Genomic DNA, 22,575 nt, shown 5'->3' on the forward strand with positions numbered 1-22,575 from the left:
CGGTTTTCGACTATTCGCTGTTGTCGGCGTAGCTCGACTGCGCCGACTTGAAGTCGACCACATTGTCGCCGCGCATCGTCATCAGCGCGCCTGAAGCGCTGGGGTCGGTGATCTGTTCCAGCATGATGCGGAACCGGTCGTTGGTCAGTGCCGACAGGGCGGTATGGCGCGCCTGCGCGACATCGTCACTGATACGCCTGGATTCCGATGATGGGGCCGATGAAACCGCCGAGGCGTCTGGCGCTGGGGGTATCGAGTTGGCGATAGTCCTGATCTGCAATTTCGGCTCCCTCAAGCCCAGTACACCTGTCCTGCGTAACAAGGAGAGGGTTGCCATCCAGTACCGGAAATGCCGCGCAATTTAACGACCCGGAAAATCCGCGAAAAAAGGCCGGCAAGATTTCCCTCGCCGGCCTGCCTCACCCGCCCGTAGGTCGGTTTCCCCTGTCAGAACGATCCCATCTGAAAGAAACCGGCCGTCATCACCACTACCGGTTACCGCCCAGCGCCGAGGCAAGGCGCACAAGTGAAAGGAACTCGGACCTGTACCCAAACGGGTCGGCTCCTCGAGCGGCAGTGGCGATCTCCATGATCTTGTCGTAGCCAAACTTCGCGGTCGCATCCTCGTCGCGCAGCTTCTGGCCGAAGGCGGCAACCGCGACGGAGAAGCGCTGATCGGCGCTGGCCTGGTCGAAGGACGAAATCTCGTTGGCCGAGGTCACCGGCGTGGTGATCAGCTTCGAGACGTCTTCATTCGGCAGCTTGTAGCGGATCTTGACGAAGGCATATTCGTCCGCGTTGGCGACGCCGCCATTGTCCACCGACGCCTGGCCGTAGCGCAGCGGATCGATCTGCTCGCCGCCGCTGCCCTTTGGCGTGATTTCATAGATCGCGGTAACGGAATGGCCCGAACCAATGTCGCCGGCATCGACGCGGTCATTGTTGAAATCCTCGCGGTTCAAGGCGCGGGTCTCGTAGCCGATCAGGCGATATTCCGAGACCTTGTTCGGGTTGAACTCGACCTGGATCTTCACGTCCTTTGCGATAGTGAACAACGTCGACGAAGCATCCTCGACCAGCACCTTTTCGGCCTCGGCCAGCGTATCGATATAGGCGGCGGTGCCGTTGCCGTTCTGCGCGATGGTCTGCATCATCTGGTCGTTCAGATTGCCGCGGCCGAAGCCGAACACCGACAGGAAGACACCGCTCTTGCGCTCGCTTTCGATCAGCCGCTTAAGGTCGTCGTCATCGGTCTGGCCGACATTGAAGTCGCCGTCGGTGGCGAGCATCACCCGGTTGACGCCGTCCTTGACGAAGGATTTTTGCGCCAGCCTGTAGGCTTCCTTGATGCCCGCCTCACCGGCCGTGCTGCCGCCGGGCGTCAGATTGTCGATGGCGCTGAGGATCTTGTCCTTTTCGGACGCCTTGGTCGGCTCCAGGACTGTGCCGGCGTCACCGGCATAGGTGACGATCGAAATGGTGTCGTCGGCCTTCAGCTTGCTGACCAGCAGCCGGAAGGCCGATTTGAGCAGCGGCAGCTTGTCCGGCTCGTCCATCGAGCCCGAGACATCGATCAGGAACACCAGATTGGCCTTCGGCTGCTCGGTCGGCTTGACGTCAAAACCCTTGATGGCGACATGCATCAGCCTGGTCTGCGTGTTCCACGGCGTCGGCATGACGCTGACGGTCGAGTTGAACGGCGTCGCGGCGGAGTCCGGCCCCTTCCAGTCATAGGGGAAGTAATTGATCATCTCCTCGACGCGAACAGTATCGGCTTGCGGCAGAGTGCCTTGCTTCAGCGAACTGCGCACGAAGGAATAGGACGCCGTGTCGACGTCGATCGAGAAGGTCGAGACCGGGTCCTCGAGTGCCGCATGCACCGGATTGGTCTTGAAATCCTCGATACGGTCGCGATTTTCCTCCTGCGGCAGCATCTGGTCGGCCGGCGCCATAGCCGGCTGCTGCGGCGCCATCAGCTTCGACTCCGCCGCCATGCGGGCTCGCGAGGTGCTGGGTACACTTGCAGCGCCATCCAGTGCGAATTCACCTGTCGGTGCCGGTGGCGCAGGCTCGGCCAGCACACCGCGCTCCAGCGCATTTTGTTGTGCAGCGCCCCCAGCAACGGTCGATTCGGATTTCTGCGGCGAGGCCGGCGCCACAAGCGCATCGGTGGCGTCGCGGCTTTCCACATCGGCGTCCGCCTTCTTGTCCTTCTCCAACTCGCCGCGAGCCGGCTTCGGCTCGGCGGTCGTCGGCTTCACCGTCGTCGGCTTGTCGGCCAGCGTCTCGCTGATCTTCTCGTCGCCGCCGAATTTGGGCGGCTGTTCCCTCAGCAAATGGAAGGTGGCGTATCCGGCGATCGGCAGGGCGACGAGCCCGGCAAGGGCCGGCGTGGCAATAAGTTTCTTTTGCATGATCTCGCTCCAGAGCTTTTGTGCTCGCTCTGTGAGACGAAGCCCGCCAACCGATCCTTGGGAGACAGCAGAAATATTTTCCTGATCATAGGCGCGCAGGGCGGCCTCGAAGGCACGTGCCTTGGCATCCTTGGCGGGCGCCGGTGCTGCGATATCGCGCAGTCTGTTGAGTTCATTGTCGTCGACCATGGTCACACTTCCCCGGCCGCGCGCATCAGCGTCTTCAGCCGTTTCTTCGCTTCATGGATGTGCCAGGAAACCGTCGTCTCCGAGATCGCCATCGCCTCGGCGGCGGCCGCGTGGCTCAATCCTTCGCCATAGACCAAAAGCACGGCGTCGCGCTGCTTGTCCGGCAATTGCCGCACCGCGGCCCATAGCGCTTCGGCGGGGTCTTCCGGTTCGATCGACGCCTCGCCCGAGATCAGTGCATGGACGCAATAGGCCTCTGTCTTGACTGTCTCGCGGGCGGATTTGCGCATCATGTCGCGCGCGGCGTTCAGGGTCACGGAATAGAGCCATGTGGTGAAGGCGCCGCCGCCGCGATAGTCGCGGATCGCCTTGCCCAGCCTGACGCAGACTTCCTGGGCTATGTCTTCGGCATCGGCCTTCCTGCCGCACCAGCGATAGGCAGCGCGATAGACGAAGTCATAGTGCCTTTCCAGCAATGTGCTGAAGGCCCCCCTGTCTCCGCCCTTCGCCCGCCCGATCAGTTCGGCGTCGGAGGCTTCGCTCTCATCCAGCATCATCGCCATCATTTGCCTGTTGGACGAAGGCTAATGGCTAATCCTTGGGGCAATGGAAAGATTTTTTTGGAAACCGCCGGATCGTGACCGCCGGCACCCCGCTTGACACATCCATATCTCGGCGGTTATACGTCAATCAATAGCCACCGGGTTATCGATCCAAAATGAACAACGCTCACGACGTCCTCTTCAGAACGCTCTCCGATCCGACGCGTCGTGCGATCTTCGAGCGCCTGTGCCGGCAAGGCGAGCAGACGGTCGGTGCCCTGACGGCTCAGTCGGGGGTCTCGCAGCCGGCGGTGTCGAAGCATCTCGGCGTGCTCAGGCAGGCCGGGCTCGTGCGTGACCGCCATCAAGGACGGCAGACCCATTATAGCGCCCAGCTCGCAGCACTTTCCCCGCTGACCGACTGGACGAACCAGATGAATGCGTTCTGGCAGAGCCGGTTCGATGATCTCGAAAATTTGCTCAAAAGAATGGACCAATGACCAACATCGCGACCGAAACGCGCTCCGTCATCGTCGAACGTGAGATCCCCTATCCGCCGGAAAAAATCTGGCGCGCGCTGACCCAGCCGCATCTCATCGAGGAATGGTTGATGAAGAACGACTTCCAGCCAGTCGTGGACCACCGTTTCAAGCTGCGAAAGGAACCGCAACTTGACGTGAGCATCGTTGTCGACTGTCAGGTAACAGCCGTCGAGCTGAACAAGACACTGTCCTACACGTGGCAGGCCTATGGCCTTGAGAGTGTCGTCACCTGGACTCTCCTGCCGACCAGCACGGGCACCCGGTTGCGCATGGAACAGTCCGGCTTCCGGCCGGATCAGGAGCAGGCGTACCGGGGCGCGACGAGCGGGTGGCGGCAGTACCTTGCAAATCTGAGTCAAGTCCTGGCGCGGATAGATTGAAACCCGCCGGTGCGGATCGGTGGTCCGCGTCGGCTGTTTTGACAGGAGGAACTATTGGACTGGAACATGTGGGTTCGGCAAATTCATCGCTGGCTGTCGATCATCTTTACGCTGACCGTCATCGCCAACTTCGCCACCATGGCATTCGGGCAGCCTCCCGCCTGGGTGGTCTACTCGCCGCTCCTGCCGCTCTTCCTGCTGCTGTTCAGCGGCCTGTACATGTTCGTGCTGCCCTATGCCGCCAAGGGACGCGGCGCGCAGCGTGCGCGCGGATAGGAGTGGGTAGAATGGTCAAGACACAGGGTCAATTGACCAAGGCTGCGCCAGTGCTGCTCTCGGGCGGCAACCCGCAAATCGCCAAGGGCGATGGTGACGCCCCGGGGCAGGCCTATATCGCTGCGATGCCGGGTTGGAAGCGCGGCCTGGGCGAACGCCTCGACGCGCTCATCGAGCGCAACGTGCCGGACGTCCGCAAAGCCGTGCGATGGAACTCGCCCTTCTACGGCATCGAAGGCCAGGGCTGGTTCGTGTCGTTTCATGTCTTCACCCACTATTTGAAGGTGACCTTTTTCAGTGGCATCTCATTGCAGCCGATCCCACCAGGCGGCACGGCAAAGAGCAAGGATGTGCGCTGGATCGACATCCGCGAAGACCAGTTCGACGAGGCGCGGATGGCGGACTGGGTCAAGCAGGCGGCCGCGCAGCCCGGCTGGATCCCGTAACGGCCGAATAACACACAGGAGAAAGAGCGATGAAGATCAAGCTGACCAGCGTGTATGTGGACAACCAGGAAAACGCACTGCGCTTCTACACCGACGTGCTGGGCCTCGCCAAAAAAGCCGATTTCAGCAACGGGCCTTTTCGCTGGCTGACAGTGATCTCAGCCGACGAGCCTGATGGAACCGAGCTGCAACTCGCGCTCAACGACAACCCGGCCGCCAAGGCCTATCAGGAAGCCATCTTCGAGCAGGGCCAGCCCGCGATCATGTTCTTCACCGACGACGTCAAGGGCGACTACGAGCGCATCAAGGCGAAGGGCGGCGCGTTCACCATGCCGCCGACCGAGGTGACCGGTTCGACCATCGTCCAGCTGAACGACAGCTGCGGCAATCTCGTTCAGATCACCCAACTGACGCGCTGGTGACAGGCAGCGGTTGAACGCGTCGAGGCACAGGAAGGCACCCAATGACCCCCTCGCAACAAATCGACCAATTGATCGCTGGCCTCTCGGACTGGCGCGGCGAGACGCTCGCCCGCATCCGCAAGACCATCCTTGCAGCCGACCCGGACATCGTCGAGGAGTGGAAGTGGATGGGCAGCCCGGTATGGTGCCTCGACGGCAACATCGTGGTCGGCAACGCCCACAAAGACAAGGTGAAGCTGACCTTTTCCCATGGCGCCAGCCTGCCGGACCCCGACAAGCTGTTCAACAACGGTTTTGGCGGCAAGGTGTGGCGGGCAATCGACATGTTCGAGGGCGAAAAGCTCGACGAGGGCGCCCTGAAAGACCTCGTCCGTGCCGCCATCGATTACAACCAGGCCAAAAAGAAGAAGAAGGCGGCTGCTGGGACGAAGCCACGGACGTAAGTCTAGGCCGCCTGCCCCGCCACCCAGCCCGATGACCATGCCCACTGGAAATTATAGCCGCCCAGCCAACCCGTGACATCGACGACTTCGCCGATGAAAAACAGGCCCGGCACGGATTTCGCCTGCATCGTCTTCTGGTCCAGCCCGTTGGTGTCGACCCCGCCCAGCGTCACTTCGGCGGTGCGGTAGCCCTCCGAGCCGGCAGGCTTGATGCGCCAGTCATTGACTGCGGCAGTTATGGTTTTCATCTGGGCGTCGGAAAGATCGGCAAGGTTGCCGTCGATCCCGGTGCGCTCGGCGATCGACTGCGCAAGCCGCTTCGGCAGATGATTTGCCAGCACCGTCTGTACCGCTTGCCGCCCATTGCTTCGCTTGGCCACGCGGATGAGGTCCGCCACGTCAACTCCCGGCAGCATGGCGATGCGGATTTCATCGCCCTCGCGCCAATAGGACGAGATCTGCAGGATGGACGGTCCGCTGACGCCGCGATGCGTGAACAGCATCGCTTCGGAGAACCGCGTCTTGCCGCAGGCGACTTCCGCGTCCACGGCATTGCCGGCCAGCGGCGCCAGCCGCTCGAGCGTGTTTGCGTCGAAGGTCAGCGGAACCAGCGCCGGCCGCGTTTCGACAACAGCAAGGCCGAACCGTTCGGCAAGCTCATAGCCGAAACCGGTCGCCCCCATCTTGGGGATCGACTTGCCGCCGCAGGCCACGACCAGCGACTGGCAAGTAACCAAGCCTGTGAAGAGGGTGAGCGCAAACCCCTCCACGGTTTTGCGGACATCCTCAACGCTGGCCGAGAGCGCCAGCTCCACGCCCCTGCCCCGCATTTCCGAGACCAGCATGTCGATGATCTGGCGTGCGGAGCCATCGCAGAACAGCTGCCCAAGCGTCTTCTCGTGATAGGCAATGCGGTGGCGTTCGACGAGGGCGATGAAATCGCGCTGCGTGTGGCGGCTGAGCGCCGAAATGCAGAAATGCGGATTGCCCGACAGAAAATTCTTCGGGCTGGCATGGATGTTGGTGAAATTGCACCGGCCGCCGCCGGAGATGCGGATCTTCTCGCCAGGCATTGCCGCATGATCGAGGATCAGCACCGAACGGCCGCGCTTGGCCGCCTCCACGGCGCACATCATTCCGGCGGCACCCGCGCCGATGATCACGACATCATAGGATTGCATCAGGCTATTCGTTTCCGCTCGACCCACTCACACGGGGCCGCGCCATTTGTGCTGCCTGATACCACTTTGGCCCGACAGTTTTCTAGCAATTCCGTCCCAGCAGCATGGTGATCTGGAGGGTGACGATTGTGGTGAACAGCCCGGGATCACTGAAAGCCCTCGCGGACAGCATTGCCCCATGAACCGATGCCATCAGCATCTGGGCCTCCTCCTCCGGCCGGTTGTTCAAGCGGAACAAGTCCTGCTCCATTCCAGCCCGCAGCACCGACGTAAGCCATCCCGCGAGATTTTGGAAATGGGCACGAACGCGTGATGCGACCTCTTCCGGCAGCATCTGCATCTCGCCGGCGAGCATCGCGCAGACGCAGAAGGACGGCGAGGCATCGCGAATGCATGTCCGCCAATAGTTCATGTAGGACTGCAGTTGTTCAGCAGGGCTTGAGAGTTCTCCCCGGAGAGACTCCAAACCCACTTCGGCCTGCCGCCTGTAACGATCCACCAGCACCGAAACCAGCTCGGCCTTCGTCGGAAAATGATGGTGGATGCTCGCCTTCCTGATCCCGATGGCAGCCGAGATATCGGCATAGCTGAACCCGTTGTAGCCTCCCGCGACGATGAGAGACTGCGCGACATCGAGGATCTTTTCTGAAGTCGAAGCCATTGATTCCATATCGCTGCCTACCTTCTGGTAGGCGAACTGTCAAGGTTATGCATCGTTCCCGATTCTCACAGGGAGGTGTCCGGAGATCGGGTTGACTTAGAGGTTTTGGCTACCTACTAATAGGTAGATAGCAATAAGGAATCTGCCGATGCAAAACCAATCTTTCACCCAGTCCGGATGGCTACGATCCTATTATTTCGTACGCGCCATATTTTCTATCGCCTGGGTTGCTGCCGCCATCCTATTCAACGGGCAACCCGGTCCCACCGCGCTTCTGCTCGTGATCTACCCCGCATGGGACGCCCTCGCCAATCTGGTTGACGCCAGGGTAAATGGCGGCCTGAAAGCCAACTCGTCCCAGGCATTGAACGTCGTGGTCAGCCTGATAACGACGCTCGCTGTCATCGTGGCGGTCGCCAACAGCATGTATGCCGTTCTGGCCGTGTTTGGGGTTTGGGCGATCCTCTCGGGCCTGCTACAGCTGAACACGGGATTAAAGCGTTGGCGCTACCAAGGCGCACAATGGGCGATGATCCTGAGTGGTGCGCAGTCGGCCCTCGCTGGCGGCTTCATGATCAGCCGATCCCTCGGCACGGCTGCGCCGACGATTCTGGACATCGCCCCTTATGCCGGGTTCGGCGCGTTTTACTTTCTGCTCTCCGCAATTTGGCTTGTCGTAGCAGCCTATCGCAAGGCAAACGCCTAGGCGCAGCCTGATCCGGCGGCGGCAAGGTGAACAGTCATCTGCCGCCGTCGAAAGGGCAAGCATCGCTCACTCTTCGCCGCATCGGCTGCCATTCTGGTTCAAAGTCACGTAGCGTCCTGCTCAGGGGCGCGACCCCTGACCTTAGATCAGCGTCTCGGCGAACAACGTCGTCAGCCGCTTCCAGTGGCGTTCGGCGCCGGCGGCATTGAAAACGCTATGATCGGGTACGCACCAGCCATGCGCCATCCCGGCATAGTTCTCGATGACATGATCGACTTCAGCGACCCGCAGCGCTTCGGCCAGCCGCGCCGACTGTTCCGGCGGGAAACTCCTGTCGACGCCGGATGTGCCGACATAGACGCGCCCCCTGATGGAGGCTGCCTTGCGATGCGGGCTGTCGGCGGCGTCGCTGGCCAGATTGCCGCCATGGAAGCTTGCGGCCGCTTTTATCCGTTCGGGATAGGTTGCAGCCGCATTCAATGATCGACCGCCGCCCATGCAATAGCCGACGGTGCCGATCGGCCCGGTAATGCCCTCGGCAGCAAGCGCATCGAGGAACGCATCGCTGTCGCTGATGGTCATGTCCTGTGTCGTGCCGGTGACCAGCGCCATCAGCGGGATTTTGGTCTTTTCCTCGGCGAAGGCGGTCTTGGCGTCGAACGGCCCGTAGGGCGCATTGCGGTAGAATAGGTCGGGCACCAGTACCGCATAGCCTTCATTCGCCAGCCGGTTGGCCATACTGTCGAGCGCCGGCCGCGGACCGAAGGCGTCCTGATAGAGAATGACGCCGGCCTTGGCAGGAGATGCGTTTGCCGAGCGGAAAAGCCCAGCATTGGCAACACCATCCCTGGTCTTGATTTGAAGGTCGTGTTTCGTCATCGCCCGCTCCGTTCGACTGATGCGCGATACATATCCGCGCGAGGCCATACGGCAAGGCATTCCCCGGGCATGGCAGTCAACATTTCGTGCAGGATTGCGTGACGCTATTGCTCGCCCTCGCGCACGGTCCGCGCGCCGACATGCAGCGCACGGCCGGCACCGAGCCCCATGATGGCTACGCCAAGCCCGAGCGCGACGAACAGGAACGCCGTCCCCGAAAAACTGCCGGTCCAATCGCGGATCAGGCCCACCAGCAGCGGGCCGAATGCCGCCAGTACATAGCCGACGCCTTGCGCCATGCCTGAAAGATGCGCGGCGACATGCGAATCCGGCGAACGCAGCACGATCAAGCTCATGGCAGCCGCGATCAGGCCCCCCTGCCCAATGCCTTGCAGGACCGCCCAGAACAGCACCGTCGAGGTCGGCGCAAAGAGAATGCCGAGCAGCGCGATCACCGCTATGGCAACGAGCGCCACATTGATGCCGCGCTGGTCCTTCAGCCGCATCGCAAAGGATGGCACGGCGAGGCACGTGATGACCTGCGCCATCACCGACACCGAAACCATCGCGCCGGCGGTGGCCGCGTCAAAGCCGCGCTCGCGCAGGATCGGCGCCAGCCAGCCGAAGATGCAATAGGCAAGTGCCGACTGCAGCCCCATGAACAGCGTCACCTGCCAAGCCAGGCGATCGCGCCAAAGCCCGACGACGTGAAAGCCGCGATGACTGACCTGCCGACGGCTGCCCAGCGCCTGCGGGATCCAGATCAGCAGCACGATCAGCGTCGGCACCGCCCAGGCAGCGAGCGCTCCCGACCATGAACCGGTGACAAAATGCTCGATCGGCAGCGTGAAGCCGGCAGCGGCAGCCGAGCCGGCGCAGAGCGCCATGGTGTAGAACCCGGTCATGATAGCGGCCCTGTCGGCGAAATCGCGCTTCACCAGGCCCGGCAGCAGCACATTGCCGATGGCAATCGCGCCACCGGCCAGGAATGTGGCGACAAACAGCAGGGGAACCGTACCGAACCAGCGCAGGCCGGTTCCCAGCACCAGCAAGGCGAGCGCCCCGAGCAAAGTGCGCTCGGCTCCATAGCGCTGCGCAAGCCTTGGCGCGAAGGGCGCGAACAGGCCGAGGCACAGGACGGGCAGCGTCGTCAGCAGGCTGGCGCCCGTCGTCGAAAGACCGGTTGCCTGCATCACCTCGGGCAACAGCACCGACAGGCTGGAAAACAGCGGCCTCAAGCTGAAGGCGATCAGCACAAGGCTTGCGCCAAGCATGATGCGCGCCGCACGGCTGCGCAGTTCAGGCGGCTGCGGCATGGGCAGGCTGTCGGCCTCGGCATCGACGAGTTCCAGACCCTCGACCTCGGCCTTCGGATCAGGCTGACGAAAACTCTGGTTCATTGCGAAAGCAGTCTTTCAAGTTGGGCAACACCGGCGCCATGAAGGCTCGGACGGCGGCAACGGCGCGCTCGGGATCGCTCGCGGCAATGGCGTCGACGATTGCCGCATGCGCCTGGTGGTCCGGTTCGGGCAGATCGCCGTCGATGGTGGCATGGATGGTCTCGGTGATGGCGGCGGTGAAGAAGTCATAGAGCTCCATCATCGCCCTGTTGCCGGACGCCGCGACGACGGATTTGTGGAAAGCAAGATCGCGCCGGATGAAGGCTTCGCTTCCGCCGTCGGCGACGGTGCCGCGCGCGGCAAGCAATTGCCGCATCCGCTCGAGGTCGGCTGGCGTGTGACGCAAGGCGGCGAGCCTCGCGGCCTCGAGGTCCAGCGCCGCCCGCGCCTCCCACTGATCGCGCAAGCCGCTGCGTTTGACCCGGTCAAGCGCGGCAGAAGTATCGACGGCGGAGCGCACATAGGTGCCCGAGCCCTGACGCGTATTCAGCAACCCCTGCGAGACCAGCACCCGCACCGCCTCGCGGACGGTGCCCCGACTGACCGACAGAAGGTCGGTCAGAGCTGCCTCGTTGGGAATACGCTCGCCGACACCCCAGCGGCCGCTGACGATTTCAGCCCGCAGGCTCTCGGTGGCGCTGTCGGTGAGATTGGTTCGGATAGCAGGTTGCATCGGCCTATTCATCAAGTCATCAGATGACTTGATGAATAGGCTTGCTTCTAACTGCCGTCAAGATGCTCGAAGCGAACGAGCACCACGCAATGGGAATGGATCAGTTGGTGGCCCGTGCGAAGCTCGCCATGTGGAAGGCCTGAACCTCCGGCGGATAGCGATACTCCGTGCCATAGGGGCACGCATTGCGATCAAGGCAGCCGCCGCTGCGGCAAGGCGAGCCGCCGGCTCCACGCACATGCGTCAGGCAGGATTGATAAGCAAATCCTTGCGCGGAATAGGCGTCGGCCGGACAAGATTTCAGGCAAGGTTTCTCGACGCAGCTATCGCAAAGGTGAGGCGCCGTTTCGCCGGCTTGAATCGGAAGCTCGTCCTCGAACAGCAGCGCACCGCGATAGGCATGCCATAGCCCGTATTGCGGATGCATGAGGATGCCGAGCGGCGACGGCTTCAGTCCCTCCGCCCGCATCGCCCATTGCTGAAACGGCAGATAAGGTCTGTCGGAAGGGGAAACGGCTCGCGCCCCGAATGCCTCGGCCACGGCTCCGATCACTTCGCGCGACCACGTGTCGAGCGGATTGGCGATTGCCTGTGGCTGTTGCCCCCGCCAACGCAGGAAATACGGCCAGGGTGCCGCGCCCGCCTGCCCTACCAGCAGGACGGCCGCTGCCGGCGCACCAGATGATCCCGTTGGCGGCGCATTGCCTGTTGTAAAATTGAAGCCGCCGCGAAGAACAAGGCCGTTGGCGTGAAGCGCCGCAGCAATGCGGTCAACGCTGCCGGCGGGCGCAATCATTCCTTCTTGACCGGATCGGAGAACGCGCTCCGCCAGACTTCCTTGTGGATGATGTTGGCGACTTTAGCCCCGCCTGACTCGGGCTCCTTTCAAGTGAAGGCGTCGGGCATCGACCCCTTCTTCTTGGCGATGAAGTCCTGCAACGCTTCGTCGATGCTCGGATCGAGATACGGCGCCTCGTAGCTTTCCAGCCAGCGGCGGGCAAGTTCGTTGGCACGCTGCGGCGCGGTCTTCTCGCCTTCGGCCAGCCACTGCTCGTAGGAATTGTTGTCGGCGATGTTGGAGCGGTAGAAGGCGGTCTGGAAATTGGCCTGGGTGTGGTCGCAGCCGAGATAGTGGCTGCCCGGGCCGACCTGGCGGATGGCGTCCATCGCCTGGCCGTTTTCCGACAGGTCGACGCCCTCGGAAAACTTCTGCGTCATGCCGAGCTGATCGATGTCCATCATGAACTTCTCATAACAGGACGCGAGCCCGCCCTCAAGCCAGCCGGCAGAGTGCAGCACGAAGTTGGTGCCGGCCAGGATGGTCGAGTTCAGCGTGTTGGCGCTTTCATAGGCCGCCTGAGCATCCGGAACCTTGGACGCGCAGAGCGAGCCGCCGGTGCGGAACGGCAGGCCCAGCCGACGCGCCAGCTGTGCGGCGCCATAAGACACCAGCGACGGCTCCGGCGTGCCGAAGGTCGGCGCTCCCGACTGCATCGAAATCGACGAGGCGAAGGTGCCGAACAGCACCGGCGCGCCGGGACGGATCAACTGCGTGAACGAGGCGCCGGCCAGCACTTCGGCCAGGACCTGCGTTAGCGTGCCGGCCACCGTCACCGGGCTCATCGCGCCCGCAAGGATGAACGGCGTGACGATGCAGGCCTGGTTGTGGCGCGCATAGACTTTCAGCGCGCCGAGCATGGTCTCGTCGAACACCATCGGCGAGTTGGCGTTGATCAGGCTGGTCAGCACCGTGTTGTTCTCGACGAAATCGTCGCCGAAGACGATCTTGGCCATGGCGACGGTGTCTTCGGCGCGTTCCGGCGCGGTCACCGAGCCCATGAACGGCTTGTCGGAATATTTGATGTGGCTGTAGATCATGTCGAGGTGGCGCTTGTTGACCGGCACGTCGACGGGCTCACACACCGTGCCGCCCGAATGGTGGATCGACGGCGCCATATAGGCGAGCTTCACGAAATTCTGGAAATCCTCGATCGTCGCATAACGCCTGACGCCATCGAGGTCACGCACGAAGGGCGGACCGTAGACCGGCGCAAAGACGGTGGCATTGCCGCCGATCTGCACCGAACGCTCGGAATTGCGCGCATGCTGGGTGTAGACGGACGGCGCGGTCTTGAGCAGCGAACGGCACAGCCCCTTCGGAAAGTGCACGCGCTCGCCCTTGACGTCGGCGCCGGCCTCTTTCCACAGTTGCAGCGCTTCCGCGTCATCACGGAAGATGATGCCGATCTCCTCGAGCACCGTGTCGGTGTTCTTCTCGATCAGCGCCAGGCCTTCCTCGTCCAGCACCTCGTAAACGTTGATCTTGCGCTTGATGTAGGTGAGCTGTGTACCCGGGCCACCGCCCGAACGTGCTGCCCGCCGGGCTGCAGCCCCGCCACTGGCGCCACGCCCACGTCGCGCGTTTGACGCTTCCTGATCGACTGCCGCGTGTTCGCTCATGGTGGTTCTTCCCTGAATCTGTTCTTGTCTGGAATCCATAGCGGCTGCATCTCGCCGCTTCTTGCCAGATCGTAGCCATGCACCCTATTCGAAACGGCCCGCCAGCGCCAACGCCTGTCGCAAAATCGACAAGAATTCCAAGAGAGTTACGGTCGCTTTCCTTTTGCGGGAAGTCGCAAATCAGCTATGGATACCTGCCCCCAGCGGGTTAGGTATGAACGCGAATATATTGTGCCTTGCGACGCACGTCGCGATGCCGGCAGGAGCTCGATACAAATGGCCGACGACGAGATCATCCTTTCCGAACTTTCCGACGACGAGTTGGTGCAGCAGATGCACGACGATCTCTATGACGGGCTGAAGGAAGAGATCGAGGAAGGCACCAACATCCTGCTCGAGCGCGGCTGGGTGCCCTACAAGGTGCTGACCGAGGCGCTGGTCGAAGGCATGCGCATCGTCGGCGAGGATTTTCGCGACGGCATCCTGTTCGTGCCCGAAGTGCTGTTGTCGGCCAATGCGATGAAGGCCGGCATGTTCATCCTGCGTCCGCTGCTCGCCGCCACCGGCGCGCCGAAGCAGGGCAAGATGGTCATCGGCACCGTCAAGGGCGACATCCACGACATCGGCAAGAACCTCGTCGGCATGATGATGGAAGGTGCTGGCTTCGACGTCATCGATCTCGGCATCAACAATGCGGTCGAGAAATATCTCGATGCGATCGAACAGCACCAGCCCGACATCATCGGCATGTCGGCCCTGCTGACCACGACCATGCCCTATATGAAGGTCGTCATCGACACGATGAAGGAAAAGGGCATCCGCGACGACTATGTCGTGCTGGTCGGCGGCGCGCCGCTGAACGAGGAATTCGGCAAGGCCGTCGGCGCCGATGCCTATTGCCGAGACGCGGCGGTGGCGGTCGAGACCGCCAAGGACTACATGAAGCGCAAGCACAATGTGCGCGCTTCGGCCTGATTGGCCAATTCAGAATGGACAACAGGAAGCCGCGCCTTGCAGCGCGGCTTTTTTGTTCCCAGATGAAGAAAGGCCGGGTGCGGATCAGGGATTGTTGACGGTGTCCTCGACCGCATTGGCGGTTGATTTGACGTCCTTGCCGACGCCTCGGACGGTGTTCGCACAAGCCGTGAGGGCCAGGGCGCAGGTCAAGATGGCAATTGGCGTGATGCGTAGCAGTTTCATGGACGGTGTCTCCCTCAATAGATAAATTAGCGCTACAGCAACGAAGGCCGGCTCGACGGGTTCCATGGCCAAGACGCAAAAAACGAAACCGAATCAAGACGACAGGCTGCTCGTTATCGCCTGTGGGATGATTGCGCGCGAAATTCTGGCCGTCAAGGAACAGCTCGGACTGGATCACCTCGACCTGACCTGCCTGCCGGCGGAATTCCATTTCTATCCGGACCGCATCGCCCCGGCCATGGACAAGGCAATCGAAAAGGCCAAGGCCGACGGCTACAGCAACATCTTCGTCGGCTATGCCGATTGCGGCACCGGCGGCCTGCTCGACAGGGTGTGCGAGAAGCATGGCGTCGAGCGCATGGCCGGCCCGCACTGCTTTGCCTTCTATCAAGGCATGGAGGCCTATGCGAAAATCGCCGACGACGACATGATGTCCTTCTACATGACCGACTTCCTCTGCCGGCAGTTCGACGCCTTCTTCATGAGGCCGCTCGGCCTCGACAAGCATCCGGAGTTGATCAAGGACTATTTCGGCAACTACGAGAAGCTGATCTATCTGGCCCAGACCAACGATCCGGAACTCGACAAGGTCGCCGAAAAGGCCGCCAAAATGCTTGGTCTCGTCTATGAACGCCGCGCAACCGGCTACGGCGACCTGACGGCCGGAATGGCGCTGGCGGCTGCACACGCCTGAAGCAATTCTTGACCCGCCATGCTCCAACCCTGGATGACAGGCCATCGAGAACGGGTAAGTTGTGCGCCACAAGGCAACAGGCCCTCCAGCCATTCGAACGTGGAAACGCACGATGACCCCTCACCTCTTGATAGCCGTACTCGGTCTCCTCTGTTTCGCCCTGCCCGCTCATGCCGACGGCGAGGTGCAGAAACTCATCACCCCAGCCGACAAGGCACGGCTCGACAAATATGGCGAGACCCGCAAGGCGGCGCTCGCCGAGGCGAAAGCGGGAAACCCCGCCGAGGTCAAACAACTCGACGCCTTGCTGGCAAAACCGCTGGTAGCCTTCTCCGACAAGGACCTGACCGGCAATTGGCGGTGCCGCACGATCAAGGCCGGCGGACCTTTGCCGCTCGTCATCTATGGCTGGTTCAAGTGCAAGGTGACCGATGACGGTTCCGGCTGGCGGCTGGAGAAGATCAGCGGCTCACAGCGCACCAAGGGCCGTTTCTTCGACGATGGCGAGAAACGCGCGATCTATCTCGGCTCCTTCTATGTCAACGACGATCCGGCAAAGCCCTATGGCAGCGCCCCGCAAACCGACCAGGTCGGCTACGCCTTCCGCAACAGCGCCAAGGAATGGCGCATCGAATTCCCGGCGCCCTACTACGAATCGAAGCTCGATATCATCGAATTGAAGCGCTGACCGGCATCGAAGATGCTGATCACCAAGGATTAACCCGGACGCCCTAGCATCCCGCCCATTGTCGAGAACGGTTGCTTGGAGGGGGCAAGATCCATGGCAGCATCAGAATCCAGTACGCGTCCGATCGTGGTCGTCACCGGCGGCGGCCAGCATGTCTGGGTTATGATCAATGCAATCGCCGATCGCGTTGGTCCTGTCAGCGTCGTCCTCGAAACCCCTGAATCCAAAAAGCAATTGCTGCGTGGCCGGGCTCGCCGCCAGGGCTGGATCTCCGCCATGGGCCAGCTTGGCACGATGGTGCTGAGCAGGTTGGGCAAGCGATTCCTGGCCGGCCACAGCGCGCGCTTGATTGCCGAGGAGAAGCTGGAGGTTGAGCCGCGACCAGGCCAGGAGATCATCCAAGTAGCCTCCGCCAATGGGCTTGAGTGCCTGCAGGCGATCCAGAAGATCCGGCCAGGCGTTGTACTGCTCAACGGTTGCCGACTAATCTCGGCTGAGATGCTGAGCAAAATGCCCTGCCCGGTGCTCAACTACCATGCGGGCATCACGCCGAAATATCGCGGCATGAATGGCGGCTATTGGGCTCTGGTATCAGGCGATGCGCAGAATTTCGGCACGACTGTCCACCTCGTCGACGCTGGCGTCGACACCGGTGGCGTGCTGAAGCAGGCGCGCGGACGATCGAAAAAGGGCGACACCATCTCAAGTCACGCGCTACGCCAGACGGCGTTCTCACGCGACATCTGCGTCGAGGCCGTCAGCGATGCACTGGCTGGAAAACTCACGACGATCGATCCCGGCCTGCCTTCGAAGCTGTGGTATCATCCGACGATCTGGTTCTACGTCTGGACGGGCCTCAGAACCGGCATCTGGTAGCGAGTTCCTCGCCCGTATCCGCATGCCGCACGCTGGCTCTTCCGGCGCGTCGAACCTGCCGCCAGCACACGCCGCAAACGAATAAACCCACCTTTCATTTTACGACATCCAAATGCGTCGCTTTTGAATGCGCGCGCGTCGTCCCATAACAAGCGGCCCCACTGCGCTTCCGGCAATGCTCGCAGATCGAGGAGTGAGAATTCATGGCCGATCTGATCGTCGTCTACTGGCGCGACATCCCAGCCCAAATCATCGTCAAGAAGGGCCGGCAGAACGCCAAGCGCGAACTGCCGCTGCGCTTCACCGAGGCGATCGACATGTGCGCGATGCGCACTGGCGCCGGCGGCACCGACGATTATCTGGCCGAATGGCGCAAGGCCGATCCCGTCCCGGTCGGCGACGACCTCGAAGCCGAGGTCGAGAAGGCATTCAACGATATCGACACGAAATACGACCGCGAGCGGCTGGTCGCCCTGGTCAAGGCAGGCGGCAAAGAAAATGTCTGAAACCATTCCTGCCAAGGATGGCCAAAGGGTTGTCCAGCCGGTTACCCAAGCCACTCTGGTCAAGAAGGCAGCGCCGAAATCCGACTACAAGCCGGCCGACGTGTCGCCGCAGCGGCGCGTGCAGCGTTCCTTTGCGGTCCGGCTGTGGTCGATCAGGCACTCGCGCCTGCTCGAATGGTTCTACGGCAAGTTCGCCGACATGTTCCTGCTCCTTCATCCCCTGTGGAAAGGCATCGGCTACGGCCGTGTCGAAGGACCGATCAAATTCGTCGAGAAGCGCGTCAAGGGCTTCATGTTCGACTGCCGCATGTGCGGCCAGTGCATCTTGTCCTCGACCGGCATGTCGTGCCCGATGAACTGCCCCAAGCAATTGCGCAACGGCCCTTGCGGCGGTGTCCGCGCCAACGGCAATTGCGAGGTCGAACCCGATATGCCGTGCGTCTGGGTCAAGGCCTGGGAAGGCTCGCAGAACATGGTGCACAGTGACAGGATCCTGACCGTGCAGAAGCCGGTCGACCAGTCGCTGCGCGAAACCTCGGCCTGGCTGCGGGTGACCGCGCAGGCGGCCGCCGCGAGCGAAGCCGCCGCTGCCGCCAAGAATGGGGCGGCAAACACCGGGGCATCGGAATGATCGGCCGCCAGCGCGACGAGAATCCGGCCGGCATCGATCTGCCGCTCGATCCCCTGCCCGGCCATACTTCGCGCGGCCGGCTGGAGCGCGTGCTTCGGCGCGGCGAGTTCGCGGTGACGACCGAGCTCAACCCGCCCGACAGCGCCGATCCGGAAGACGTCTACAACAGGGCAAAAATCTTCGACGGCTGGGTCGACGCCATCAACGCCGTCGACGCCTCGGGCGCCAATTGCCACATGTCGTCAGTCGGCATCTGCGCGTTGCTGACCCGCATGGGCTATGCGCCGATCATGCAGATCGCCTGCCGCGACAAGAACCGCATCGCCATCCAGGGCGACGTGCTGGGCGGGGCCGCGATGGGCGTCGCCAACATGCTGTGCCTGACCGGAGACGGTGTGCAGGCTGGCGACCAGCCGGGCGCCAAGCCGGTATTCGATCTCGACTGCATGTCGCTCTTGGAAACCTGCCGCATCATGCGCGACAACGGCAAGTTCCTGTCCGGCCGCAAGCTGACGACGCCGCCGCAGCTTTTCCTGGGTGCTGCGATCAACCCGTTCGCGCCGCCGATCGATTTCCGGCCGCATCGCCTGGGCAAGAAGATCGCCGCCGGCGCGCAATTCGTACAGAGCCAATATTGCTTCGACGTGCCGATGTTCCGCACCTACATGCAAAAGGTGCGCGACCTCGGCTACACCGAAAAATGCTTCATCCTGGTTGGCGTCGGCCCGTTGGCCTCGGCCAAGACGGCCAAATGGATCCGCTCCAACGTGCCTGGCATCCATATCCCCGATTCTGTCATCAAGCGGCTGGAAGGCGCCCAGGACCAGAAGAAGGAAGGCAAGCAGCTCTGCATCGACATCATCAACGAGGTGAAGGAAATATCAGGCGTTTCCGGCGTCCATGTGATGGCCTACCGGCAGGAGGAATATGTCGCCGAGATCGTCGATGAATCGGGCGTGCTCAAGGGCCGCCAGCCGTGGAAGCGTGAGATTCGCCGCGACGACCAGATGGTCGCCGATCGGCTCGAGCACATACTGCACGACGACATTACCGAAACGCAGGTGGATATGGTGAAGACCGCGCACTGACGGCGCGGACGGCCACCCATTCGCTTGAACGAAAACAGACAACGATATAAAGAAATCTTTATATCACGGCGGAGAGACTTCATGACCCGTACCATTGTCGCCTCGGCGACACGAGAAATCATCATCGGCTTCGACCAGCCGTTCTGCGTGATCGGTGAACGCATCAATCCGACCGGCCGCAAGAAGCTGGCCGCCGAGATGATCGCGGGCAATTTCGAGACCGTCATCAGGGACGCATTGGAGCAGGCAGCCTGCGGCGCCACCATGCTCGACGTCAACGCGGGCGTCACCTCGGTCAATCCGAACGAGACCGAACCCGGCCTCTTGGTGCAGACGCTGGAGATCGTGCAAGGGCTTGTCGACCTGCCGCTGTCGATCGACAGCTCCGTCACCGCCGCGATCGAAGCCGCGTTGAAGGTCGCCAAGGGCCGCCCGCTGGTCAACTCCGTCACCGGCGAGGAAGAAAAGCTCGAAGCCATCCTGCCGCTGGTCAAGAAGTACAATGTGCCTGTCGTCGCCATCTCCAACGACGAGACCGGCATTTCGATGGACCCGGACGTGCGCTTTGCCGTCGCCAAGAAGATCGTGCAGCGCTGCGCCGATTTCGGCATCCCCGCGCATGACGTCGTCGTCGACCCGCTGGTCATGCCGATCGGCGCGCTGGGCGATGCCGGCCGCCAGGTCTTCGCGCTGCTGCGACGCCTGCGCGAAGAGCTCAAGGTCAACACCACCTGCGGCCTGTCCAACATCTCCTTCGGCCTGCCGCATCGCCACGGCATCAACGCCGCCTTCATCCCGATGGTGATCGGCGCCGGCATGACGTCAGCCATCATGAACCCGGTGCGTCCGCAGGAAATGGAAGCCGTGCGCGGCGCCAATGTGCTGAACGGCACCGACGAGAACTGCACCAACTGGATCCGTACCTACAAGGACTATAAGCCGGCAGAAGGCGGCCAGGCCGTTGCCGCCCCGACGCAGGTCAATGCGCCGGGCGACGGCGCCGGCAATGGCGGTCGCCGCCGTGGCGGTCGTGAAGCCCGGATGGGCCGAGGATAAGCGCGCAATCGTGAACTCACCTGCAAACATCACCGATCCGCTCGTGCTTTTCATGCCGTCCGGCAAGCGCGGGCGGTTTCCTGTCGGCACGCCGGTGCTTGATGCCGCGCGCCAGCTTGGTGTCTATGTCGAAAGTGTGTGCGGCGGACGCGCCACCTGCGGGCGCTGCCAGATCGAAGTGCAGGAAGGCAATTTCGCCAAGCACAAGATCACCTCCTCCAACGACCACATCACGCCCAAGGGTGCCAAGGAAGAGCGCTATGAGCGCGTCCGCGGCCTGCCCGAACGGCGCCGCCTCTCTTGCTCGGCGCAGATCCTCGGCGACCTCGTCATCGACGTGCCGCAGGATACGGTCATCAACGCGCAGACCATCCGCAAGGATGCCGACACCAGGGTGATCGCCCGCGATGCGGCGATCCGCATGTGCTATGTCGAGATCGAAGAACCCGACATGCACAAGCCGCTCGGCGATCTCGACCGGCTGAAGATCGCGCTGATGCACGACTGGGGCTTGAAAAGCCTTGATTTCGATTTTCATCTGCTGCCGCAGGTGCAAGGCATCCTGCGCAAGGGCAACTGGACGGCGACCGCCGCCATCTACAAGGATGCCGACTCAGAGACAGCGCGCGTCGTGGCGCTGTGGCCCGGCCTCAAGAACGAAGCCTATGGGCTGGCTTGCGACATCGGCTCGACCACCATCGCCATGCATCTGGTATCGCTGCTGTCGGGCCGCGTCGCCGCCTCGTCCGGCACGTCGAACCCGCAGATCCGCTTCGGCGAGGATCTGATGAGCCGCGTCTCCTATGTGATGATGAACCCGGATGGTCGCGAAGGCATGACGGTTGCCGTGCGTGAGGCGATCTCGGGCCTGGTCGACAAGGTCTGCGCCGAAGGCAATGTCCAGCGCAACGACATCCTGGACAGCGTCTTCGTCGGCAATCCGATCATGCACCATCTGTTCCTCGGCATCGATCCGACCGAGCTTGGCGGCGCGCCCTTTGCGCTGGCCGTTTCGGGCGCCGTGCATATCAAGGCATCCGACATCGGCTTGAAGCTCAACCAGGGCGCCAGGCTCTACATGCTGCCTTGCATCGCCGGCCATGTCGGAGCGGACGCGGCGGCGGTGACGCTGTCGGAAGGCCCGCATCGCCAGGACGAGATGATGCTGATCGTCGATGTCGGCACCAATGCCGAGATCGTACTCGGCAATCGCCAGCGGGTGGTTGCGGCTTCCTCGCCCACCGGCCCTGCCTTCGAGGGTGCCGAAATCTCCGGCGGCCAGCGGGCAGCACCCGGCGCCATCGAGCGCGTGCGCATCGACCCAGACACGCTGGAGCCGAAATACCGCGTCATCGGCTCGGAACTGTGGTCCGACGAACCGGGCTTCCTGGAGAGCGTCCAGGCAACCGGCGTCACCGGCATCTGCGGTTCCGGCATCATCGAGGTGGTGGCCGAGATGTATCTCGCCGGCATCATTTCCGAGGACGGCGTCATCGACGGCGGGCTTTCGGCCCGTTCGCCGCGCGTCACCGCCAACGGCCGCACCTTCTCCTATGTGCTGAAGGAAGGCTCCGCCGCATTGACGGAAGATGGGCCGAAGATCACCATCACCCAGACCGATGTGCGCGCCATTCAGCTTGCCAAGGCAGCGCTTTATGCCGGGACCAAGCTGTTGATGGAAAAGCAGAACACCGAGCATGTCGACCGCATCCATTTCGCCGGCGCCTTCGGCTCCTTCATCGATCCGAAATACGCCATGGTGCTCGGGCTGATCCCGGATTGCGACCTCGACAAGGTCTCGGCCGTCGGCAACGCCGCAGGTGCCGGCGCCCGCATGGCGCTGCTCAATCGCGGCTACCGCCGCGAGATCGAGGACACGGTCAGCAAGATCGAGAAGATCGAGACGGCGCTGGAACCGAAATTCCAGGAGCATTTCGTCTACGCCATGGCGCTGCCCAACAAGGTCGATCCGTTCCCAAAACTGTCGGCAGCGGTGAAACTGCCGCCGCGCAAGACGGTCAGCGAGGACGGTGTTGCCGGCGACGCTGCTCCGCGACGGCGTTCGCGCGAAGGCCACGCCGCCAGGCGTGGACGGGAATAAGCGGCCGCGCCCACCGCCTTTCCAAACTCATTTGCATGCAAATGTTTCCGGATCGCTTGATCCGGAAACCAAAACGCTGTTTTCGTGAAATTCGCCAGATACATGGCAGGCGCATTCAACC

The 22,575-nt window shown here is 62.3% G+C and carries 27 protein-coding genes; 16 read left to right on the forward strand and 11 right to left on the reverse strand.

The features are described 5' to 3' along the window. Positions 1-10: 10 nt before the first annotated feature. From X735_RS1000000169315 to X735_RS146055, 3 genes are all read right to left on the reverse strand, one after another. Positions 11-280 (reverse strand): hypothetical protein, encoded by a 270-nt coding sequence (locus X735_RS1000000169315; RefSeq protein ID WP_023812294.1) that lies wholly within the window; start codon positions 278-280, stop codon positions 11-13. A 208-nt stretch (positions 281-488) separates the two neighbouring features. Then, positions 489-2,603 (reverse strand): VWA domain-containing protein, encoded by a 2,115-nt coding sequence (locus X735_RS146060; protein ID WP_023812295.1) that lies wholly within the window; start codon positions 2,601-2,603, stop codon positions 489-491. Positions 2,604-2,605: 2 nt separating this feature from the next. Then, positions 2,606-3,166 (reverse strand): RNA polymerase sigma factor, encoded by a 561-nt coding sequence (locus X735_RS146055; protein WP_023812296.1) that lies wholly within the window; start codon positions 3,164-3,166, stop codon positions 2,606-2,608. Positions 3,167-3,321: 155 nt separating this feature from the next. On the opposite strand from X735_RS146055, the gene X735_RS146050 reads away from it, so the two are divergent. The 6 genes from X735_RS146050 to X735_RS146025 are packed head-to-tail and all read left to right on the forward strand — an operon-like array spanning position 3,322 to position 5,654. Next, entirely contained in the window at positions 3,322-3,645 is a 324-nt protein-coding gene (locus X735_RS146050; protein WP_023812297.1) for a metalloregulator ArsR/SmtB family transcription factor, read from the forward strand. Continuing rightward, positions 3,642-4,067, forward strand: coding sequence for an SRPBCC domain-containing protein (locus X735_RS146045; RefSeq protein WP_023812298.1), 426 nt, complete (start codon positions 3,642-3,644; stop codon positions 4,065-4,067). The genes X735_RS146050 and X735_RS146045 overlap by 4 nt, the downstream gene beginning before the upstream one ends. Positions 4,068-4,121: 54 nt before the next feature. Next, complete coding sequence (locus X735_RS146040) at positions 4,122-4,343, forward strand: hypothetical protein (RefSeq protein WP_023812299.1); 222 nt, start codon at positions 4,122-4,124, stop codon at positions 4,341-4,343. An 11-nt stretch (positions 4,344-4,354) separates the two neighbouring features. After that, positions 4,355-4,789, forward strand: coding sequence for a DUF1801 domain-containing protein (locus tag X735_RS146035; protein WP_023812300.1), 435 nt, complete (start codon positions 4,355-4,357; stop codon positions 4,787-4,789). Positions 4,790-4,818: 29 nt separating this feature from the next. Then, a complete protein-coding gene (locus X735_RS146030; protein ID WP_023812301.1) occupies positions 4,819-5,211 on the forward strand; it encodes a VOC family protein in 393 nt (130 codons plus the stop codon). A 41-nt stretch (positions 5,212-5,252) separates the two neighbouring features. Next, entirely contained in the window at positions 5,253-5,654 is a 402-nt protein-coding gene (locus tag X735_RS146025; RefSeq protein WP_023812302.1) for a DUF1801 domain-containing protein, read from the forward strand. Positions 5,655-5,656: 2 nt separating this feature from the next. On the opposite strand, the gene X735_RS146020 is transcribed toward X735_RS146025, so the two are convergent. Both X735_RS146020 and X735_RS146015 read right to left on the reverse strand, forming a co-directional pair. Next, positions 5,657-6,835, reverse strand: a complete 1,179-nt coding sequence (locus X735_RS146020) for an NAD(P)/FAD-dependent oxidoreductase (protein WP_023812303.1) — start codon at positions 6,833-6,835, stop codon at positions 5,657-5,659. Positions 6,836-6,917: 82 nt separating this feature from the next. After that, entirely contained in the window at positions 6,918-7,505 is a 588-nt protein-coding gene (locus tag X735_RS146015) for a TetR/AcrR family transcriptional regulator (protein ID WP_023812304.1), read from the reverse strand. 139 nt (positions 7,506-7,644) lie between these two features. On the opposite strand from X735_RS146015, the gene X735_RS146010 reads away from it, so the two are divergent. Next, positions 7,645-8,202: a DUF308 domain-containing protein gene (locus X735_RS146010; protein WP_023812305.1), complete on the forward strand. Its 558-nt coding sequence runs from the start codon at positions 7,645-7,647 to the stop codon at positions 8,200-8,202. A gap of 141 nt (positions 8,203-8,343) precedes the next feature. On the opposite strand, the gene X735_RS146005 is transcribed toward X735_RS146010, so the two are convergent. From X735_RS146005 to X735_RS145985, 5 genes are all read right to left on the reverse strand, one after another. Then, a complete protein-coding gene (locus X735_RS146005; RefSeq protein WP_023812306.1) occupies positions 8,344-9,081 on the reverse strand; it encodes a dienelactone hydrolase family protein in 738 nt (245 codons plus the stop codon). A gap of 104 nt (positions 9,082-9,185) precedes the next feature. Then, on the reverse strand, positions 9,186-10,481 hold the full coding sequence (locus tag X735_RS146000) for an MFS transporter (RefSeq protein WP_023812307.1): 1,296 nt from the start codon (positions 10,479-10,481) through the stop codon (positions 9,186-9,188). Then, on the reverse strand, positions 10,456-11,154 hold the full coding sequence (locus tag X735_RS145995) for a FadR/GntR family transcriptional regulator (RefSeq protein ID WP_023812308.1): 699 nt from the start codon (positions 11,152-11,154) through the stop codon (positions 10,456-10,458). The genes X735_RS146000 and X735_RS145995 overlap by 26 nt, the downstream gene beginning before the upstream one ends. 100 nt (positions 11,155-11,254) lie before the next feature. Continuing rightward, positions 11,255-11,950: a 4Fe-4S dicluster domain-containing protein gene (locus X735_RS145990; protein ID WP_023812309.1), complete on the reverse strand. Its 696-nt coding sequence runs from the start codon at positions 11,948-11,950 to the stop codon at positions 11,255-11,257. 89 nt (positions 11,951-12,039) lie between these two features. Continuing rightward, positions 12,040-13,614 carry a trimethylamine methyltransferase family protein gene (locus X735_RS145985; RefSeq protein ID WP_023812310.1) on the reverse strand — a complete coding sequence of 525 codons (1,575 nt, stop codon included), beginning with the start codon at positions 13,612-13,614 and terminating at the stop codon, positions 12,040-12,042. Positions 13,615-13,890: 276 nt separating this feature from the next. Between X735_RS145985 and X735_RS145980 the strand changes: the two genes are divergently transcribed. Next, complete coding sequence (locus X735_RS145980) at positions 13,891-14,589, forward strand: B12-binding domain-containing protein (protein WP_023812311.1); 699 nt, start codon at positions 13,891-13,893, stop codon at positions 14,587-14,589. An 84-nt stretch (positions 14,590-14,673) separates the two neighbouring features. Here X735_RS145980 and X735_RS10295 read toward each other — a convergent pair whose 3' ends face one another. After that, a complete protein-coding gene (locus tag X735_RS10295; protein ID WP_023812312.1) occupies positions 14,674-14,814 on the reverse strand; it encodes an entericidin A/B family lipoprotein in 141 nt (46 codons plus the stop codon). A 64-nt stretch (positions 14,815-14,878) separates the two neighbouring features. Here X735_RS10295 and X735_RS145975 point away from each other — a divergent pair, with 64 nt between their 5' ends. The 8 genes from X735_RS145975 to X735_RS145940 all read left to right on the forward strand — a co-directional run bounded on the left by X735_RS145975 (position 14,879) and on the right by X735_RS145940 (position 22,454). Next, positions 14,879-15,508: a DUF1638 domain-containing protein gene (locus tag X735_RS145975; RefSeq protein ID WP_023812313.1), complete on the forward strand. Its 630-nt coding sequence runs from the start codon at positions 14,879-14,881 to the stop codon at positions 15,506-15,508. 112 nt (positions 15,509-15,620) lie between these two features. After that, positions 15,621-16,196, forward strand: a complete 576-nt coding sequence (locus X735_RS145970) for a DUF4893 domain-containing protein (RefSeq protein WP_023812314.1) — start codon at positions 15,621-15,623, stop codon at positions 16,194-16,196. 93 nt (positions 16,197-16,289) lie between these two features. Next, positions 16,290-17,072 (forward strand): formyl transferase, encoded by a 783-nt coding sequence (locus X735_RS145965; protein ID WP_023812315.1) that lies wholly within the window; start codon positions 16,290-16,292, stop codon positions 17,070-17,072. 203 nt (positions 17,073-17,275) lie between these two features. After that, positions 17,276-17,578: a virulence factor gene (locus X735_RS145960; protein ID WP_023812316.1), complete on the forward strand. Its 303-nt coding sequence runs from the start codon at positions 17,276-17,278 to the stop codon at positions 17,576-17,578. After that, positions 17,571-18,209, forward strand: a complete 639-nt coding sequence (locus X735_RS145955) for a methylenetetrahydrofolate reductase C-terminal domain-containing protein (RefSeq protein WP_023812317.1) — start codon at positions 17,571-17,573, stop codon at positions 18,207-18,209. The genes X735_RS145960 and X735_RS145955 overlap by 8 nt, the downstream gene beginning before the upstream one ends. After that, positions 18,206-19,297, forward strand: coding sequence for a methylenetetrahydrofolate reductase (locus X735_RS145950; protein WP_023812318.1), 1,092 nt, complete (start codon positions 18,206-18,208; stop codon positions 19,295-19,297). The genes X735_RS145955 and X735_RS145950 overlap by 4 nt, the downstream gene beginning before the upstream one ends. Positions 19,298-19,378: 81 nt before the next feature. Beyond that, positions 19,379-20,353 (forward strand): methyltetrahydrofolate cobalamin methyltransferase, encoded by a 975-nt coding sequence (locus X735_RS145945; protein ID WP_023812319.1) that lies wholly within the window; start codon positions 19,379-19,381, stop codon positions 20,351-20,353. Further along, on the forward strand, positions 20,304-22,454 hold the full coding sequence (locus X735_RS145940) for an ASKHA domain-containing protein (protein WP_032909375.1): 2,151 nt from the start codon (positions 20,304-20,306) through the stop codon (positions 22,452-22,454). The genes X735_RS145945 and X735_RS145940 overlap by 50 nt, the downstream gene beginning before the upstream one ends. Positions 22,455-22,575: the final 121 nt, after the last annotated feature.

Source organism: Mesorhizobium sp. L2C084A000 (genome assembly GCF_000502875.1).
GTDB lineage: Bacteria > Pseudomonadota > Alphaproteobacteria > Rhizobiales > Rhizobiaceae > Mesorhizobium.

Bases quoted from the DNA above. Each gene is read 5' to 3' on its own strand.
- X735_RS146045 (WP_023812298.1), top strand. From the start codon at position 3,642: ATGACCAACATCGCGACCGAAACGCGCTCCGTCATCGTCGAACGTGAG.
- X735_RS146035 (WP_023812300.1), top strand. From the start codon at position 4,355: ATGGTCAAGACACAGGGTCAATTGACCAAGGCTGCGCCAGTGCTGCTC.
- X735_RS145975 (WP_023812313.1), top strand. From the start codon at position 14,879: ATGGCCAAGACGCAAAAAACGAAACCGAATCAAGACGACAGGCTGCTC.
- X735_RS145990 (WP_023812309.1), bottom strand. From the start codon at position 11,950: ATGATTGCGCCCGCCGGCAGCGTTGACCGCATTGCTGCGGCGCTTCAC.
- X735_RS145965 (WP_023812315.1), top strand. From the start codon at position 16,290: ATGGCAGCATCAGAATCCAGTACGCGTCCGATCGTGGTCGTCACCGGC.
- X735_RS146055 (WP_023812296.1), bottom strand. From the start codon at position 3,166: ATGGCGATGATGCTGGATGAGAGCGAAGCCTCCGACGCCGAACTGATC.
- X735_RS146025 (WP_023812302.1), top strand. From the start codon at position 5,253: ATGACCCCCTCGCAACAAATCGACCAATTGATCGCTGGCCTCTCGGAC.
- X735_RS146050 (WP_023812297.1), top strand. From the start codon at position 3,322: ATGAACAACGCTCACGACGTCCTCTTCAGAACGCTCTCCGATCCGACG.
- X735_RS145950 (WP_023812318.1), top strand. From the start codon at position 18,206: ATGATCGGCCGCCAGCGCGACGAGAATCCGGCCGGCATCGATCTGCCG.
- X735_RS145980 (WP_023812311.1), top strand. From the start codon at position 13,891: ATGGCCGACGACGAGATCATCCTTTCCGAACTTTCCGACGACGAGTTG.
- X735_RS145960 (WP_023812316.1), top strand. From the start codon at position 17,276: ATGGCCGATCTGATCGTCGTCTACTGGCGCGACATCCCAGCCCAAATC.
- X735_RS145985 (WP_023812310.1), bottom strand. From the start codon at position 13,614: ATGAGCGAACACGCGGCAGTCGATCAGGAAGCGTCAAACGCGCGACGT.
- X735_RS10295 (WP_023812312.1), bottom strand. From the start codon at position 14,814: ATGAAACTGCTACGCATCACGCCAATTGCCATCTTGACCTGCGCCCTG.
- X735_RS145995 (WP_023812308.1), bottom strand. From the start codon at position 11,154: ATGCAACCTGCTATCCGAACCAATCTCACCGACAGCGCCACCGAGAGC.
- X735_RS146010 (WP_023812305.1), top strand. From the start codon at position 7,645: ATGCAAAACCAATCTTTCACCCAGTCCGGATGGCTACGATCCTATTAT.
- X735_RS146030 (WP_023812301.1), top strand. From the start codon at position 4,819: ATGAAGATCAAGCTGACCAGCGTGTATGTGGACAACCAGGAAAACGCA.
- X735_RS146015 (WP_023812304.1), bottom strand. From the start codon at position 7,505: ATGGAATCAATGGCTTCGACTTCAGAAAAGATCCTCGATGTCGCGCAG.
- X735_RS146000 (WP_023812307.1), bottom strand. From the start codon at position 10,481: ATGAACCAGAGTTTTCGTCAGCCTGATCCGAAGGCCGAGGTCGAGGGT.
- X735_RS145955 (WP_023812317.1), top strand. From the start codon at position 17,571: ATGTCTGAAACCATTCCTGCCAAGGATGGCCAAAGGGTTGTCCAGCCG.
- X735_RS146005 (WP_023812306.1), bottom strand. From the start codon at position 9,081: ATGACGAAACACGACCTTCAAATCAAGACCAGGGATGGTGTTGCCAAT.
- X735_RS145970 (WP_023812314.1), top strand. From the start codon at position 15,621: ATGACCCCTCACCTCTTGATAGCCGTACTCGGTCTCCTCTGTTTCGCC.
- X735_RS146020 (WP_023812303.1), bottom strand. From the start codon at position 6,835: ATGCAATCCTATGATGTCGTGATCATCGGCGCGGGTGCCGCCGGAATG.
- X735_RS146060 (WP_023812295.1), bottom strand. From the start codon at position 2,603: ATGGTCGACGACAATGAACTCAACAGACTGCGCGATATCGCAGCACCG.
- X735_RS145940 (WP_032909375.1), top strand. From the start codon at position 20,304: ATGGCGGTCGCCGCCGTGGCGGTCGTGAAGCCCGGATGGGCCGAGGAT.
- X735_RS145945 (WP_023812319.1), top strand. From the start codon at position 19,379: ATGACCCGTACCATTGTCGCCTCGGCGACACGAGAAATCATCATCGGC.